Origin of the sequence: Sphaerospermopsis reniformis, from assembly GCF_005402885.1 — a bacterium.
In the GTDB taxonomy this organism is placed as follows: domain Bacteria; phylum Cyanobacteriota; class Cyanobacteriia; order Cyanobacteriales; family Nostocaceae; genus Sphaerospermopsis; species Sphaerospermopsis kisseleviana.
In genome coordinates, this window is record NZ_BJCE01000126.1 from 1 (window position 1) to 16228 (window position 16228).

Annotated in this window: 14 protein-coding genes and 1 pseudogene; 6 read left to right on the forward strand and 9 right to left on the reverse strand. The window is 35.4% G+C overall.

Annotated features, from left to right (window positions below; translation table 11 throughout):
- Positions 1-131 precede the first annotated feature (131 nt).
- From FFR48_RS17000 to pedR, 3 genes are all read right to left on the reverse strand, one after another.
- Positions 132-278 (reverse strand): hypothetical protein, encoded by a 147-nt coding sequence (locus FFR48_RS17000; RefSeq protein WP_162501909.1) that lies wholly within the window; start codon positions 276-278, stop codon positions 132-134.
- Positions 268-936 carry a DUF6391 domain-containing protein gene (locus tag FFR48_RS17005; RefSeq protein ID WP_137668184.1) on the reverse strand — a complete coding sequence of 223 codons (669 nt, stop codon included), beginning with the start codon at positions 934-936 and terminating at the stop codon, positions 268-270. The genes FFR48_RS17000 and FFR48_RS17005 overlap by 11 nt, the downstream gene beginning before the upstream one ends.
- Before the next feature lie 508 nt (positions 937-1444).
- Positions 1445-1720, reverse strand: a complete 276-nt coding sequence (gene pedR / locus FFR48_RS17010; RefSeq protein WP_096566126.1) for a photosynthetic electron transport-dependent transcriptional regulator PedR — start codon at positions 1718-1720, stop codon at positions 1445-1447.
- A gap of 347 nt (positions 1721-2067) precedes the next feature.
- On the opposite strand from pedR, the gene FFR48_RS17015 reads away from it, so the two are divergent.
- Positions 2068-3045 carry a carbohydrate kinase family protein gene (locus tag FFR48_RS17015; protein ID WP_137668185.1) on the forward strand — a complete coding sequence of 326 codons (978 nt, stop codon included), beginning with the start codon at positions 2068-2070 and terminating at the stop codon, positions 3043-3045.
- A gap of 544 nt (positions 3046-3589) precedes the next feature.
- Here the strand turns inward: FFR48_RS17015 and FFR48_RS17020 are convergent.
- Positions 3590-5305: a glycosyltransferase family 39 protein gene (locus FFR48_RS17020; RefSeq protein ID WP_137668186.1), complete on the reverse strand. Its 1716-nt coding sequence runs from the start codon at positions 5303-5305 to the stop codon at positions 3590-3592.
- A complete protein-coding gene (locus FFR48_RS17025) occupies positions 5292-6050 on the reverse strand; it encodes a polysaccharide deacetylase family protein (RefSeq protein ID WP_162501910.1) in 759 nt (252 codons plus the stop codon). The genes FFR48_RS17020 and FFR48_RS17025 overlap by 14 nt, the downstream gene beginning before the upstream one ends.
- Before the next feature lie 467 nt (positions 6051-6517).
- On the opposite strand from FFR48_RS17025, the gene FFR48_RS17030 reads away from it, so the two are divergent.
- On the forward strand, positions 6518-7984 hold the full coding sequence (locus FFR48_RS17030; RefSeq protein WP_137668188.1) for a cobyrinic acid a,c-diamide synthase CobB: 1467 nt from the start codon (positions 6518-6520) through the stop codon (positions 7982-7984).
- Positions 7985-8030: 46 nt separating this feature from the next.
- Here the strand turns inward: FFR48_RS17030 and vapC are convergent, their stop codons facing one another.
- From vapC to FFR48_RS17045, 3 genes and pseudogenes are all read right to left on the reverse strand, one after another.
- On the reverse strand, positions 8031-8435 hold the full coding sequence (gene vapC, locus FFR48_RS17035; protein WP_307722528.1) for a type II toxin-antitoxin system tRNA(fMet)-specific endonuclease VapC: 405 nt from the start codon (positions 8433-8435) through the stop codon (positions 8031-8033).
- Positions 8432-8677 (reverse strand): hypothetical protein, encoded by a 246-nt coding sequence (locus tag FFR48_RS17040; protein WP_137668189.1) that lies wholly within the window; start codon positions 8675-8677, stop codon positions 8432-8434. Before FFR48_RS17040 ends, vapC begins: the two co-directional genes overlap by 4 nt.
- Before the next feature lie 593 nt (positions 8678-9270).
- A pseudogene (locus FFR48_RS17045) lies at positions 9271-9366 on the reverse strand (transcriptional regulator); the annotation flags it as partial.
- Between the two features lie 425 nt (positions 9367-9791).
- On the opposite strand from FFR48_RS17045, the gene FFR48_RS17050 reads away from it, so the two are divergent.
- The 4 genes from FFR48_RS17050 to FFR48_RS17065 all read left to right on the forward strand — a co-directional run bounded on the left by FFR48_RS17050 (position 9792) and on the right by FFR48_RS17065 (position 15451).
- Positions 9792-12773 (forward strand): UPF0182 family protein, encoded by a 2982-nt coding sequence (locus tag FFR48_RS17050; RefSeq protein ID WP_137668190.1) that lies wholly within the window; start codon positions 9792-9794, stop codon positions 12771-12773.
- Positions 12774-12890: 117 nt separating this feature from the next.
- Positions 12891-14141: an AAA family ATPase gene (locus FFR48_RS17055; protein WP_137668191.1), complete on the forward strand. Its 1251-nt coding sequence runs from the start codon at positions 12891-12893 to the stop codon at positions 14139-14141.
- Positions 14142-15053, forward strand: coding sequence for a DUF4435 domain-containing protein (locus tag FFR48_RS17060; RefSeq protein WP_137668192.1), 912 nt, complete (start codon positions 14142-14144; stop codon positions 15051-15053).
- Positions 15054-15133: 80 nt separating this feature from the next.
- Complete coding sequence (locus FFR48_RS17065; RefSeq protein WP_096566112.1) at positions 15134-15451, forward strand: muconolactone Delta-isomerase; 318 nt, start codon at positions 15134-15136, stop codon at positions 15449-15451.
- Positions 15452-15662: 211 nt separating this feature from the next.
- On the opposite strand, the gene FFR48_RS17070 is transcribed toward FFR48_RS17065, so the two are convergent.
- The gene (locus tag FFR48_RS17070) at positions 15663-16091 is read right to left on the reverse strand and encodes a hypothetical protein (RefSeq protein ID WP_096566108.1); all 429 of its coding nucleotides are present in this window, start codon (positions 16089-16091) and stop codon (positions 15663-15665) included.
- Between the last annotated feature and the right edge of the window lie 137 nt (positions 16092-16228).

Below are 16228 nucleotides of genomic sequence, written 5' to 3' on the forward strand. Positions count from 1 at the left end.
GATTATAAATTGGTATATGTTAATTGTTGATTTTTGTTATGTAATTGGTAATTGGTAATTGGTATTAGAGAACTTGTAATTTGTAATTGGTATTTGGTAATTGCTAATTGGTAATTGGTAATTGGTATTTGCTAATTGGTAATTGGTAATTGGTATTTGGTAATAGCAGATAGCAGATAGGAGTCAGCAGTCAGCAGTCCCCAGTCACCAGTCACCAGTCCCCAGTCACCAGTCACCAGTCCCCAGTCACCAGTCACCAGTCCCCAGTCACCAATCACCAGTCACCTGCCGCCATTTTACCTTAACAAAATGCGCTTCACGTCCCCAAGTGTCCCGTGTAAGAATGATATTTTCAATTGCGAGGTTAAAGGGGATAGCTGTTGTTAAATAACGTTGAACGAAAGCACCTAAATCTGGAGCAAGTTCAGAAGCCGTAGTTGCAGCTAATCCTAAACCTACTAGTTGCTCAACAGGTCTAAATGGTAGCATCACAGACACACCCATAGCAAATCCAGCAGTTAACAACATTGCTACAGATAAATTTGTACCGCAACGGGGATGTACCGCTAAATCCCATTCTCCGTTGGTAAGACGATATTGAGCTAGTGTTACTGCACGCCGTAAATAACTGATATTTACATCACCATAAAGGTAAAATCCCTGTTCTGTGGATAAACCACTTAATGATTCATTATCAAACTGTACATGAGTAGGCTGTTTGGGAGAAGAATCAACACTTTTTATTTCACTCAGAACCCAAACAGTAGCGTGTTCTAGGGCGTGAACCTGACGCAACGTCAGAATTTCTTGTAAACCGGGTACAAAAGATAGCTGTTGTAGTAAGTCGGTATCTTGGTTTGGTGATGGTGCTATCAAGTCAAGATTAAAAAAGTTAAAGGGAAATGAGCTATTTGCATAAGAAGTTGGAGTATTCATTTTCCCCCAAGCGGATAAAGTAATATAGATTTCTTTCCAATGTAACGCTTGTACAACTAGATTATTGCTAATTTTTGTTGAAAAATAGCAGGAGTCATGAGTCAGTAGGGGTTTAGCAATGCTAAACCCTTTGGCCTAAATCAAACGAGAAATTCTGATATGTATGTCAGTTCCGATCGCAAAAATTCGCTGATTCCCAGAGCATCAACTTTTACTAGATAAAGTCACGGAACTTGTGGTAGAGGTTCACACTGAAAAATAAAGGTGAGGAGGAGAACAATCTGTAAACCTCAAAATTGATCTTGCCAATTTTAGATTTTAGATTTTAGATTTTGGATTTTGATTGAGGTGTTTTGGTACTTGTACTTCAGAAGCAAGCTCAATACCCCGCTCTTTGTCGGTTGTACCTATCTCAAATACTCGCTGCGCTGCTTACGCTTCGCTAACCCAAATCGAAAATCCAAAATGGTTGAACTTTTCAGCATCCACAGGGATTCATATTAATAAACTAACTCACATTTGAATCATTGTAGTTAGGTAATGTACAGCAATTCACATCGTTTAAACAGACCTTTCCCCACTGTAAAGCCCAGCGAACCAAAGCGACTCGGTTATCTGTCTTTGTTTTGGTGAGAATGTTGCTGATATGATTATCAACTGTACGTTTGCTAATCTCCAGTTTTGCTGCAATCTCTTGGTTAGTTAAGCCTGCGGCCACTAAGTCGATAATTTGCAGTTCTCTGTCTGACAGACTAACAGGGGTCCCAGACTCATTAGCAGCCATGGCTTATTTATTTCTCCCTTGGTATATGTACTTAATCACTCTTTCTAATTCTAAAAGATTCTCTCAGAGCTAGACGTTGTAAATGTTCCTAGTAATACTAAAGTCAATATTTTCTGGGAATTTAATCTGAAGGTTAATTTTCTTAAAAGCAAAATTTCTATAAAATATAACCTATTCATCAGTAAATATTCAGTGTTACTTCAGTGGTAAATTTTGGGTTTTTATAGCATTATGTACTATATAAAGTGATAAAAACTGCTATTTTATGGTTAACTGGAGACAAAGGAATAAAGATGCTTATACATTTTATACATATTCCTAATCCCAAGTCGTAAATCGAAAATGATATGAGTAATCCCCATGTTTTGTGTCTAGGCGAAGTTTTGTTTGATTGTTTAGCGGATCAAATGGGGCTAAAGCTAGAAGAAGTCAATTCTTGGACTCCCTACCCAGGGGGAGCGCCAGCTAATGTGGCTTGTGCTTTAGTTAAACTGGGAATGCCCGCAGGTTTTATTGGTGCTGTAGGAGAAGATCAACCAGGTAATGCACTGGTGAAGTTATTACAAGATGTAGGTGTAGATACAACGGGTGTGCAACGTCATCCGACAGCACCAACGCGACAAGTTTATGTAGTCAGGGATTTGACCGGCGATCGCTCTTTTGCTGGTTTTGGTAAATATGATACTAGCGAATTTGCCGACACCCGCTTACAAGCTAAACAAATACCAGAATCACTGTTTAACGATGCTGATTTTTTGGTGTTGGGGACTTTGGAATTAGCTTATCCTGAAAGTGAGGCTGCTATTCATCAGGCATTGAAATTAGCGGAACAATATGATTTGAAAATCATCTTAGATGTGAATTGGCGACCTGTATTTTGGCAAGATGCTAATTTAGCAAAGCAAAAAATTGCAGCATTATTGCCACGTTTTGATTTTATCAAACTCACAAAAGAGGAAGCATCATGGTTGTTTGATACTACAGACCCTGGAGCAATTACTTACAGATTGAACTCATTAGAAGGAGTTTTAGTCACCGATGGCGAAAATGGTTGTGCTTATTGTTTAGGTGAGAATGAAGGTAAATTACCAGCTTTTTCTATACCTGTGGTGGATACCACTGGTGCAGGAGATAGTTTTTTAGCTGGGTTTCTCCATCAGTTGAGTAAGTTGGGTATTCATAGTTTGAGAGATGCAGAAACAGCAAAACGAGTTGTTACATACTCTAGTGCGGTAGGGGCGTTGACTACTATTAAACCAGGTGCGATCGCATCCCAACCCACAGCAGAAGAAGTTGATGCTTTTTTAGCCGATCATAAACTTTAAAAATCAACAGTTTTCACTGATTGAAGTAAAACCAAAATTAGGGGAATATCAGATACAATCACCTGATATTCCCTTTACAAATTAAGCCTTGCCAAAATAGACAGCGCCCCAAATCTGGGTGATAAAACCAAAATTTTTCTTTTGTTCCTAAATCCTCAATATCTTGAGAAGCATCTAAGTAAGTCGGCATGAAAAAAACAAGTTATGTAACAAAATGTAAAATGCCTAAAAACCTCATCCCTCCTGCCTTGCCACAACGATAAATTTCAACGCCTACCTACTTAGGGTTTGCTGAATAAACCTAAAACCTTGATATATCAAAGGTTAGAGGCTGATAAACACAGAAATTAGTGCAAGGGTTTTGAAGGGTATACCGGAAAAAGTGTGCATTTTTGGGGATTTCAAGAGATGGCAAAGAAATTTTCAAATCTCCTCCTGACTCCTGACTCCTGACTCCTGACTCCTATGCCCTCACGGAAAGACTTTCTCAGCAACCCCTACTTAGGGGAACTTCAATGATGGGAAACTGCTCTGCCATAACAGTTCATTTACAGTGAAACAATTTATAATCATACCCATATATTCCTGGCAACTTTTGATCATCAAGCAGACATTTTTCCACTTCCTGACTAATGGGAGCATGAAAATTAACCAACCATAAATCAAAAGGTCGTGGTAATTCTTTGATAGTCTTTTCTAGGGCTATAGTAGAAGTATTGGGGTTTTGGGCTTGATGGGCGAGGAGAAATTGAGTATTTTCAATATTAGTTTGCAAACCAGAGAATTTTAATTCCCAAGCTATACCCATCATTTCCCCAGTTTGTACTAAACTTTTATGAGTTGTGGCAATGAGAACCGGGACTGAAAAATTTTGTTCAATAACAGGAAGAAATAAATCAGGGCGATAATATTTGCGATAACCCAGATTAAAAGTAACTGTAATAGCACTGATTAACCCCATTACCCAAATCAGAATTACAGCTTGTTTGCCGTTAATACCCCATTTACCGATGTTGGGATTTTGATAACAAACTGCTAGACTTGCACCCAGTAAAATTATTACTGCTGGAAAGTAAACAAAACTATAGCGAGCGCCCCTGGTAATATCAATACCCAGGAAATAAGTAAAGAAGAAAAAGAAAGCGATCGCCCCTAACACTACCCCAATAAATACTTGAGTAATAGAACCAATTTCCGGTGCTTGTAATTGAACTTTTATCCCCCTAATTAAAATTGGCACTGCCCAAATAAAGAAAATTAACATCACCAACCCAGAGAAAATAAACACCGTTAAATCAGGTGCTTCCACTGGGAGTAAGGAAATCATAGTGATCCATGTACCTAAAGCTTGAAAAATGGGGCTAATCCAACTTAGTCCTATACGCTCACCTTTAATCCACGCTGTTAAAGCGCCAATGTAGCGATTTTGTAACCAACCAGGCAACCACACTAACCCAGCAACAGCCGTACCAACTACTACATAATAAAATCGCCACCACAGAGGAGAGAACAACACCCAAGTTTTTGTCTGAGTTTGTTGTTTCCAAGCCACAAAAATCAAAGCTACAACTTCAGCGCCAAGAGTGATCACAAAAAAGAAATGAGTAGCAAAACCCAAGGCGTTAACTCCTACCCAAGCAATAATTAACCACAAAGGTAATAATTTTTGCTTTTCCAAGTGACGAACAGCAACTACCAAACAAGCTATCGAAAGCATCACCCACAGCATAGCCAAAGTATAATGACGGGCTTCTTGTGCTAAAAATACTGCGTAGGGTGAGACTGCCATCATTGCAGCCGCTAATTGTCCTACTAATGAAGAACGAAAAGCTAATTTACCTAAAAAATAAGCACAGGGAATAGAAACCACACCCAGTAAAGCCGGAAAAGAACGTGCTGCAAACAAAGATACTAAACCTTCAGGGTGGGGAAATAGCCGCATCCACAGATGAACCAAGATAAAATATAGTGGTGGGTGATTATCCTCTGTGAGAAGATTATTAATTACATCTCCTGTACCAACTGCGGGATTAATTTGTAATGGTTGTAATAAAATATCAGGAGCGATCGCCTGATCTAAAGGTACTGGTAAAAAACTATTGCCCAAGCTAAATACTAAAGTCGCAAATTCATCAGTCCAAGGCGGTTTGGCGGTTAAATTAGTCAAACGTAACCCTACACCAATAACGAACCAAATCAGCAGCAGTAAAGAATGAAACCAGGGAGCAGAAACGGTAGAGCGCCTATTATTCACGTCCATCTTTATTATTGGAAAATTGTTTTAAACAGCGTTCTTGTACTTTAACTACAGTTCCTCTCTTCAACAACTCTGATATAGTCACAAATTCATATCCCTGGGGAGTATAAGCTTTCAAAATTTCCTCAACTACCTCTACAGTATTATGGCGACTAGCATATACTCCTCCTTTTGCTACACCATCAGAATCATGTAAAAGAATGATTGAGCCATTATGAAAGTTATTTTCAAAAATTTTCATCATCTCTGCGGCAGATTTACCACGCCAGTCTTGTAAATCTACATCCCAAAAAATAATCGGTTTTTTTATCTGCTTTAAAACATTTGTGACAACAAAACCAGCACGACCAAAAGGGGGTCTAAAGTGAACATTGTCTCGTGAGATTAATTGACTAATTAAAATATCGGTTTCCCTAATTTCTCTAGAAATAGTATCTTTAAATTTACTATTGAGATTGTAATGATGCCAGGTATGGTTTGCTATTTCATGTCCCTGTTTTTCCAAAGTTCTGACAATTTGGGGATACTTTGCACTGTGTTTTCCCAAGACAAAAAATGTTCCCTGAGCTTGATAATCTAAAAGGGTTTGAGAAATTGCTCTGGTATAGACTGGATCAGGTCCGTCGTCAAATGTCAATGCTAAAACTTTATCAGGAGTGTTGACACAAAATACTGACTCTCCAAATAAGCCGGGAAGCAGGAAACGCTTTGGCCAAGCCAATTCTAAAAAACAGTAAACTGCTATCACTATCAATAACAGAGGCAATAATTGGGAAAATCTGAATTTCGATGGACGATGTTTGTCAAAAGGTAGGAAAGAAAAACGCTGAGTCAAGGGTTAAACTAAAGGCATTATTACGGTTTAAGCAAAAATTTTAACATTGAAAGCATATCAGATTATCAGTAAATTTGTCTATAGTTAGGCTTTGATTAAATTTCATAAGAGTCGTAGGGACGAAGCATTCGGGCGACTAATTATAAATTTTTGTCCAAGGCTATTTTCCTGTAAGGGCGAAGCATTCGGGCTATAAATTATCAATTTTGATCACAGGTTATTTTCCGAATGCTTCGCCCCTACTTCGCCCGTACAGGAGTCAGGAGTCAGGCAAAATTAATTTAAAACCAAATGCTTTGAGTTAGCTTTTTTGGATCGGAATATCAGGTATAATCATCAGATACAATTAAGTGATATTCCCTTTATCTTGTACCTAATTCATGTCTTTGATTATTGCTGGAGAACGCAGCGGAGTGGGCAAAACTACGGTGACGCTCACACTTTTAGCCTCTTTGTGTCGTCGTGGTGTCAAAGTACAATCTTTTAAGGTTGGTCCAGATTATATTGATCCTATGTTTCATCAGTATGTTACTGGTCGTCCTTGTCGAAATTTAGATGCGGTTTTGACTTCAGAAAGTTATATTCAAAAATGTTTTCAGCGTCATTCCCAAGAATGTGAATATACTCTGGTTGAGGGAGTGATGGGTTTATTTGATGGTGTTGGTAATTCTTTCAATATAACTGAAAATGGCAATCATCAAATGGACTTTGCTAGTACAGCCCATGTTGCCAGATTATTAGATAGCCCGGTAATATTAGTAATTGATTGTAGTCGTTTGTCTGGTTCAGTGGCAGCGATCGCACATGGTTATTGTAGTTTGGATCAGAGAGTTAAAATTGCTGGATTAGTCTTAAATAGAGTAGGGAGCGATCGCCATTTATCTTTATTAAAAAATTCCTTGAAAACTCTCAACTTACCTATTTTGGGTGTTCTCAGAAGACAGGATAATATTACTATTCCTGATCGTCATCTGGGTTTAGTTCCTACTGGAGAATTACCAGAATTAGATGATGTAATTCATCGTCTTGCAGATTTAGGCGATCATTGTTTTGATTGGGAAAAATTATTACCACTATTACAAGTAACTGAAATTCTGTCTTCAGATGTTCCCAATTTTCAAATCAACGAACCGCACAGACACAGAGAAAGCGGAGAAATAAAAGAAAATCAAAAATCAAAAATCAAAATTGCTGTTGCACGGGATCAAGCTTTTAATTTCTATTATCAAGACAACTTAGATTTATTAGAGAAACTGGGAGCAGAATTAATATTTTGGAGTCCTTTAAAAGATACTCAATTACCAAAAGATATTCAAGGAATGTATTTTGGTGGTGGTTTTCCTGAAGTATTTGCACAAGAACTAGCAGCAAATATTAAAGTTATTCAAGAAGTAAAAACAGCGATTTTATCAGGAATACCCACCATTGCTGAATGTGGGGGTTTAATGTATTTGTGTGAAAATATTATTGATTTTGAAAATCAATCTTGGACAATGGTAGGAATATTACCCACATCTGCACAAATGGATAAAAAATTAACTTTAGGATATCGTCGCGCAGTGGTTTTAGAAAATAGCTTTTTATTAAATGCGGGTACAAATATTTATGGACATGAATTTCATCGTTCTCATGTAATTACAAACCCGCAAAAATCATTGTTTGATACCTATCGTTATGACTGTGAAGAAAATACAGGTTTTGAAGGATGGAATTTACCTAATATTCCTAATGTTCATGCTTCTTATGTTCATCAACATTGGGGAGAAAGTATAGAAATTCCCCAAAGGTTTTTACAAGAATGTTTAAAATTTAGTTATGTCAAGGTGTTGAGGGTTGAAATAATCTAGTCTGATGAAACCAAAGAAACTAAAGAAACTAACATCACCGCAAATACTATACTTCCCAATCTTCAAGTTGTAGATTTTCAACTCTTTGAAATTCTCTAGTATTATGAGTTACTAAAATAAGATTATTAGCTAATGCAATACTAGCAATTTGAAAATCATAAGCACCTATAGGAGTACCTAATTTTGATAATTGAGAACGAATTTCACCATAAATTTTAGCTGCTTTTCCATCAAAAGGTAAACTAATATATTGAGAGAAAAAGAATTCATATAAAGATAAATTTTTTTCTTTTTTTATGCTACGACAAGCTCCATAGTATAATTCTGCTTTGACAACATCACACAAACAAATATTTTCACGATGAGTGGTTTTAAATTTATTAATTACATTTTCACTACGTCCTGTTAAATATTGAATGCAGGTATTAGTATCTAATAAGTAAATCATCATTCAATATCCCAAACTCTTTGATCGCAATCAACGAAATTTTCTCTAACTAAAAATTCACCTTCCCATTTTCCAGCAGTTTTATCAAAAAAATCAGCAGGATATCCTAATTCTTCTGGTGTTGGTATTTTTTCTTCAAAAGAATTAGTAATAATTATTACTAATTCTTGATTAGCTAATTCTTGGGGAAGTTGTAACAATAATTTACCTTGTGTATCAACTTTTGATTTAAGTCTTATTTGCATATAATTAACTCCTTAGTATCTTGGATTATTATACTACTAATTATTTGAAAAGTATTTTTTAATCATTCATGGCTAAATATTACAGGATGAAGTTCGGAATGCACTGGAAGGTAATCGAAGAGATTAAATGGATTAAAGCTAATTGTTTACTCTATTAAAAATGAGTATGGAAAAATTTTTAATACTGTACCAAAAAACTGCTCAGTTAACGAAACAAATAAGGCTGAAACCCTTGAAATTTGGTAATGCCCCAAAAAAGGCTTAACCGAGTAGTATTGCACTATGTCGCCCTCAAGGAACTATCACCAACAGCACAGTGAGGAGCGATCGCTTTATCATCAAAGATGAACTGATAATTTTTTTATCTTCCTTTGCGCTTTTGCTTCTAACCTTCGGGATCTCCTGACTAATGACTAATGACTAATACTTTCATTCAGTTTACGAATAATACGAGATAATTCACGAATAATATTCACAAGAAAATCACCGAAAGGCACGGAAGCCACTTGGCTATCTTACAGTGGAGGAAGTGCCAACGGCGAATTTATTCGCCGCGAATATGATATGATTGGACTGCGAGTAGGAATAACCATCATCACAGAAGCAAGTCGCACGACAAAATCATCCCGCAATTCTTTAAAAATAGGTACGCGACGGACAAATAACAAACGATCTACACTAGTAAGCATAATTACTGTTTATAAAATTAACGAGGTTTTGACAGAGTAAAAAGAGTAAAATTTTAACCGTTAATTAACCCTCAGAAGTAAATAATACCTTAATTTTGGTTACTCTGTAGTTTCTCTGTGAAAGATAGATGTATTTATGCTGTTTATTAACGTGCAAATTAAATACGTATACTATTTATTTTATACCTGTAAATGATTAAATAGGTGATGCTCACAAATATTTTCTATTTTCCTCTATTTTCCCTCAAGAAGTCTATATTTCAGTCTTAACAGGAAAATTACAATAGTCCCAGGGAAAAAACTATTAAGTAAATTGATCTTTACTAAAGTACAAAAACTACCATGACTATTGATATAATGACTTGAATGTGGAACTTTGATTTCCCCTATTCCCTATTCCCTATTCCCTATTCCTTAGAAAATCAATGTTTTTCAAATGGTGCTTTAGAGTTATTATCGTTTGCTTGGGTTTGTGGCTCATCTTGGATCTAGCTTCTCATTTAGGGGCGGAAATTTTTTGGTTTCAAGAAGTTGGTTATTTGCCAACTTTTATGGTGCGGTTAATAACTCAAGGTGCTTTATGGGTGGGTGTTGTTAGCTTGAGTATGATCTATTTACTGGGAAATTTAATTTTAGCAAAACGTTGGCAATATCCCCAGTCCCTGAAAATTGAGCCAGCAAGAATTGAAAAAACTACACTGAGTAGGGAACTAACAAATTTTCTAAGTCCGCAGTATAAGCAAGTCTATCAAACTCCGCAGATTGCGACAGGAAACACACAAATTAAATTATTCTGGTTGTTACCGCTAACGTTAAGCTTGAGTTTTTTAGTGGGGTTAATTTTCACCCATTATGGACAAGTTGCGTTAAGTTACTGGAATGGACAAATTAATCAGGTTAATTCACCTTTTACTATCTTATTTAGACCAGAGATAGTTTGGAACTTGAGCATTAGAACTATTTCGCAAGTTTGGTATTTTGCATTAGCTGTGGTGATGGCGATCGCTCTTTTGATATATTCTCAGTTTTTGCTGTGGGCGATCGCTATTATTTTTAGTCTCGGTTTTGGGTGGTTAATATCTCAACAATGGGAAAAAATCTTGTTGTATTTGCACTCCACCCCTTTCAATAGCACTGAACCTTTATTTGGCAAAGATATCAGCTTTTATATTTTTTCCCTTCCTGTCTGGGAACTGTTGGCTTTTTGGCTGATAGGTTTATTTTTATATAGTTTTCTTGCTGTTACTCTCAGCTATCTTGTATCAGGAGACAGTATCAGTCAAAGCATTTTTCCTGGGTTTTCGCCCACACAAAAACGTCATTTATTCGGCTTAGGTGGCGGTTTAATGTTGGTGATAGCCTTTGGTTTTTGGTTAAGTCGTTATGAACTGGTTTATTCTCCCCGTGGTGTGAGTTTTGGGGCTAGTTTCACTGATGTTAAAATACAGTTGCCCGCTGATACCATGTTATGTGTTTTAGCTGTGGCGATCGCCTTTTATTTATTATGGCAAACTTTATTTTGGAAACCCAAATCTCAACATCATCAATGGGTAATTTATGGTTTAGGTATTTATTTATTATTAGTAATTGCAGGTGATTTTATTGTACCTGCGGTTATCCAATCTTTTATAGTTCAACCCAATGAATTACAGAGAGAAACACCTTATATTCAACGCACTATCGCCCTCACTCGTCAAGCATTTGATTTAGAAGCCATAGATGCTCAAACCTTTAATCCCCAAGGAAAATTAACCCAAGCAGATATCAAAGCCAATGATTTAACTATTCGCAATATTCGGCTTTGGGATCAAGAACCACTATTAAAAACTAACCGACAATTACAACAAATTCGTCCTTATTATGCGTTTCCTGATGCCGATATTGATCGCTACATTATCAGCAACCAAACTAACCAACAAGAACCCCCAACAAATGAAAAACGTCAGGTACTAATAGCCGCCAGAGAATTAGATTATAATGCTGTCCCACAACAAGCACAAACATGGGTAAACCGCAATTTAATTTACACTCATGGTTATGGTTTTACCATAAGTCCAGTAAATACAGTTGCACCTGGTGGTTTACCAGAATATTTTGTCAAAGATATTAGTGGTAATGGTGCAGCTTTAACTACTGCTAATGCAGCTATTCGGGAAAGTATTCCTATTGGTGAACCACGAATTTATTATGGAGAAATTTCTAATACTCATGTCATGACTGGGACAAGAGTTAAAGAATTAGATTATCCCAGTGGTAGTGATAACGTTTATAATACCTACGATGGCAGCGGTGGAATTACAATAGGTTCTTTATGGAGACGGTGGTTATTTGCCACATATTTAAAAGACTGGCAAATGATATTTACACGGGACTCTCTACCAGAAACAAAGGTATTATTCCGGCGAAATATTAACCAAAGAATTAGAGCGATCGCCCCTTTTTTACAATTTGATAGTGAACCTTATATAGTTGCCGCTGATGCCAACCCAGATGATAAAAATCAACAATTTCCCGGTGCAAAAAATTATCTTTATTGGATAGTCGATGCTTACACTACCAGCAGTCATTATCCCTACTCAGATCAAAATAAAGACGGTATTAACTATATTCGTAATTCTGTTAAAATCGTCATTGATGCTTACAACGGCACTGTCAGATTTTATGTTGCTCAACCTCAAGATCCGCTAATTATTGCTTGGTCAAAAATTTTCCCGCAAATGTTCCAACCGCTAACAAATATGCCTATTAATCTCCTTAGTCATATTCGCTATCCGGTAGACTTTTTCAAAATTCAATCTGAGCGGTTAATGATTTATCATATTACTAACCCTCAAGTATTTTATAACCGGGAAGACCAATGGCAAATACCCCAAGAAATTTACGGAACTGAACCCCGTCAAGTTGAACCTTACTATTTAATTACCAGTCTTCCTGGTGTTCCTTTTGAAGAATTTATTTTATTGCTTCCTTACACACCAAAAGAAAGAACAAATTTAATTGCTTGGTTAGCAGCGCGTTCTGATGGAGAAAATTACGGTAAATTGCTGCTTTATAATTTTCCTAAAGAACGTTTAATTTATGGACCAGAACAAATAGAAGCTAGAATTAACCAAGATCCAGTAATTTCTCAACAAATTTCATTATGGAATCGTCAAGGATCAAGAGCAATACAAGGTAATCTTTTAATTGTTCCCATTGAACAATCTTTATTATATGTTGAGCCAATTTATTTAGAAGCAACCCAGAATAGTTTACCAACTTTGGTTAGGGTAGTTGTTGCCTATGAAAACCGCATTGTCATGGCACAGACATTAGAACAAGCTTTACAGGCGATTTTTCAGCCAGAAATAACACCAGCGCCGGCTATTATTCGTCCTGTGGAAGAAGAAGGAATACCACCGGTTTAAAATAATTTGTAAGTTGTGATTCATTCTTTTATCAAGATGAGTTACTATATAAATTAAGCAACAAATAGTCTCAAAATCACAGCTATAAATTGTCAAAAATTGTCAGAATCAATAATTATGCTGTTAAGTGAACATCTTAATTTTAGTAATTTGAAATCATTTTCTATCAATGGCTTATTCGGCTATAAGGATATGAAAATTCCTTTTGATAAAGAAGCTGTTATTCTTATTGCTGAAAATGGTTCTGGTAAAACTACCATTTTAAATGCTCTTTACTATTCAATATCTTGTAAGTTTAGTAGATTAATTACCATTGATTTTGAATCGGTCGTTCTTGAATTTGCATCTGGAGTAAGTGTTGAAATTAAGAAAAGTGATTTAACTGCTTCTGCTTTAATTGAAACATTTAACTCTGTAGCATTTAGAGATGTTAGTATGGCTGGAAATATTACTGGAAATATTATAATACCAGCTACTACTATAAAAGGTTTTGCTAGAACAATGATTGAGCAAAATTCAATCAATATTAAAAAAAATATTAGAGAAAATTTACATGAATCAATATTATATTTCCCTACTTATAGAAGGATTGAAGAAGAACTAAAAAATTTAGGTAATGAAGAATTAAATTTTGGTAAAGAGGATGAGCGATTAATTCAGTTTGGAATGGACGATGTAATTGCAAAATTTGATAGAATTGAAAAAAATATCAAAGATGCAACTTTAGAATTATTACCAAAAGTAAATGGTGAAATGTTAACTCAGTTTGTTGAAGTTACTACACCAACTCAAGAAATGAGGGATAGTATCCAACCTGAAACCTTAAATATAGTATTAAATAAAATAGGAAATAACATACCTGAAAATGATAAAAACAAAATAGAAGAACTGGTTAATTCAGGAAAAATAAAATCTCCCGAATATAATCAATTAGTTTATTATTTATCTAAACTGCTTGGCTTATATGAGCCACAAAGAGAAAAAGATAATTCGATTAAAAAATTTGCCGAAGTTTGTAATAAATATCTACATAAAAAACGTATTGTCTATGATGAAACAAGTGTAGAAATTTCGATAGTTCAAGAAAAAAATCATCAACCAATAGATATTAGAAATTTATCTTCTGGTGAAAAACAAATTATATCCTTGTTTTCTAAAATTTATCTTGACTCAGATGATGAATACATAATTTTGTTTGATGAACCTGAGCTTTCTCTTTCTCTAGAATGGCAAAGATTATTACTTCCTGATATCTTGAAATCAGGTAAGTGTAAACTGCTGTTAGCTGTCACGCATTCACCATTCATTTTTGATAATGAGTTAGATACAAATGCAATAGACTTAGATGATTTTGTCACGGAAAAATAGATGTCAGTAGCTAAACTTAGAAATGCTCGAAATAGACCAGTAGTAGCATTTACTGAATTTACCCGACAATACAAACAAGATGAATTTGCTCTATACTGCTTCTTTGAAGGTGAAGATGATAAGAAGTATTATGGAATTAGAATCAGAAATATTGCCAGACCAATAAAATACTCTTACTTTAGTTGTGACGGAAAACAAGGAGTTTTAGACATTCATCGAATTATTACTAATCGCAAAACTTACTCTCAAGTTAGAGCAGCATACTTTATAGACAGAGATTTTGATATATCAATAAAAAATACAGAAATAACTGGAATATATGAAACTCCTTGTTACTCAATAGAAAATTTCTATACATCTATTAATAGTTTTTGTGAAATTCTGAGAAGTGAATTTAAGCTGTCTGAATCAGATATTGATTTTAATAACTGTAAAAACCTTTATATAAAACTTCAGAAAGAATTTCATGATGCAGTTGAACTTTTAAATATTTGGATAGCTTGTCAACGAGAAAAAAGAACAGATTTGAAGTTATCTGGTCTTGATATCTCCAAGTTAGTACAGATAGATTTAGATAATATCACAAGTAACTATAGCATTAATGATTTATATACTCAATTTACCAAAGCAATTACTGTTACTCAAGAAGAACTAGACTTAAAGCAAAATCACCTAGGTTTACAAGAACATCAAAAAAGTTTTAGAGGTAAATTTGAGATTTATTTTTTATTCAAAGTTATTCAAAAACTAATTGAAGAAGCAAATAAAGGCAATCCCAAGTATTTTACTAAAAAAATAAAAATCACCTTAAATTTGCGGGAAACAACACTAATTTCTAATTTGTCCCAATATGCGGACACCCCAGATTGTCTAGTAGGTTATTTGGAATCTTTTAGAACTTCTGTGAATTAAAATTATCATAACACTTTGCGCGAAACCTGAATCTATAGTATTTTATTAATTGTAATTAACCAAATTTAGGAAAATTAATCATGCTATATCACTTAGATTTTCACGTTGAATACCCCGACGACATGACACAGCAAGAACTCTTTACCATTTGGAGTGAAGAAGCAGATGCAGCACTACAAGCAAAGCAAGCAGGAATTGTTGTAGATTTGTGGAAATGTGTGGGAACTCGTCGAGTAATTGTTATTGTTGATGTTCCCACACCTGACACACTGGATCAAATTCTCTTAGATTTACCTATCATGAAAAAAATGGGTCAAAATGTACAAGTAGAAGTAACTCCTTTGAGAAGATATGAAGACTTTGCAGCAGATGTAAAATCTCGGTTAGAGAAAAAATAAACATAAAGCAAAGGTAAGCATTCAGCCGTCACCTATCAGCTTTCAGTAGTCAGATTTTGCAAGCGTTGAATAAAACCCACAATTTGCAAACATTCTGACTCCTGTACGGGCGTTCGCGAAGCGTGCTGGAAGCATCAGCATTCGGGCAACAAATTATCAATTTTCTGACCAGGTTATTTTCCGAATGCTTCGCCCCTACTTCTTATCAAATTTAGTATTTAATACTGGGAAAAATGAGGATGTCTATCATCTCACCAACAGCTAAACCTGAGATAGCAATAAATGTTAAAATCCAAAAAGAATAGGTTTTGCTAAATCCAGAAAAACGCATTTCTAAATCAGCTAACAACGTGGTTGCTAATGGGATAAGAAATATGCTGAATAAAATTGACCAAATTGCTATTAAAGCGATGGATGCACTGAGAACCAAGACGACAACTAAAGTTTGAGAACCAAAAACTAAAAGATTTTCTAACCAAGAATTACTTTTTCTGACTATAGCTATAGCGATCGCCGCCACAAAAGCTCCTACTAACCAAACAATCTGATGCGCTGCTAAATACCATCCTAGCAGATTGTAAGCCAGCCAAAGTAATACTAATGCAGTTACAGGAATCCTTTGGAAAAACAGCAAGTTCATATTTCCCGATCCTATAATTAGGGGTTGCTGAGAAAGTCTTTCCGTGAGGGCATAGGAGTCAGGAGTCAGGAGTCAGGAGTCAGGAGGAGATTTGAAAATTTCTTTGCCATCTCTTGAAATCCCAAAAAATGCACACT

Bases quoted from the DNA above. Each gene is read 5' to 3' on its own strand.
- FFR48_RS17005 (WP_137668184.1), bottom strand. From the start codon at position 936: ATGAATACTCCAACTTCTTATGCAAATAGCTCATTTCCCTTTAACTTT.
- pedR (WP_096566126.1), bottom strand. From the start codon at position 1,720: ATGGCTGCTAATGAGTCTGGGACCCCTGTTAGTCTGTCAGACAGAGAA.
- FFR48_RS17015 (WP_137668185.1), top strand. From the start codon at position 2,068: ATGAGTAATCCCCATGTTTTGTGTCTAGGCGAAGTTTTGTTTGATTGT.
- FFR48_RS17020 (WP_137668186.1), bottom strand. From the start codon at position 5,305: ATGGACGTGAATAATAGGCGCTCTACCGTTTCTGCTCCCTGGTTTCAT.
- FFR48_RS17030 (WP_137668188.1), top strand. From the start codon at position 6,518: ATGTCTTTGATTATTGCTGGAGAACGCAGCGGAGTGGGCAAAACTACG.
- vapC (WP_307722528.1), bottom strand. From the start codon at position 8,435: ATGATGATTTACTTATTAGATACTAATACCTGCATTCAATATTTAACA.
- FFR48_RS17040 (WP_137668189.1), bottom strand. From the start codon at position 8,677: ATGCAAATAAGACTTAAATCAAAAGTTGATACACAAGGTAAATTATTG.
- FFR48_RS17050 (WP_137668190.1), top strand. From the start codon at position 9,792: ATGTTTTTCAAATGGTGCTTTAGAGTTATTATCGTTTGCTTGGGTTTG.
- FFR48_RS17055 (WP_137668191.1), top strand. From the start codon at position 12,891: ATGCTGTTAAGTGAACATCTTAATTTTAGTAATTTGAAATCATTTTCT.
- FFR48_RS17060 (WP_137668192.1), top strand. From the start codon at position 14,142: ATGTCAGTAGCTAAACTTAGAAATGCTCGAAATAGACCAGTAGTAGCA.
- FFR48_RS17065 (WP_096566112.1), top strand. From the start codon at position 15,134: ATGCTATATCACTTAGATTTTCACGTTGAATACCCCGACGACATGACA.
- FFR48_RS17070 (WP_096566108.1), bottom strand. From the start codon at position 16,091: ATGAACTTGCTGTTTTTCCAAAGGATTCCTGTAACTGCATTAGTATTA.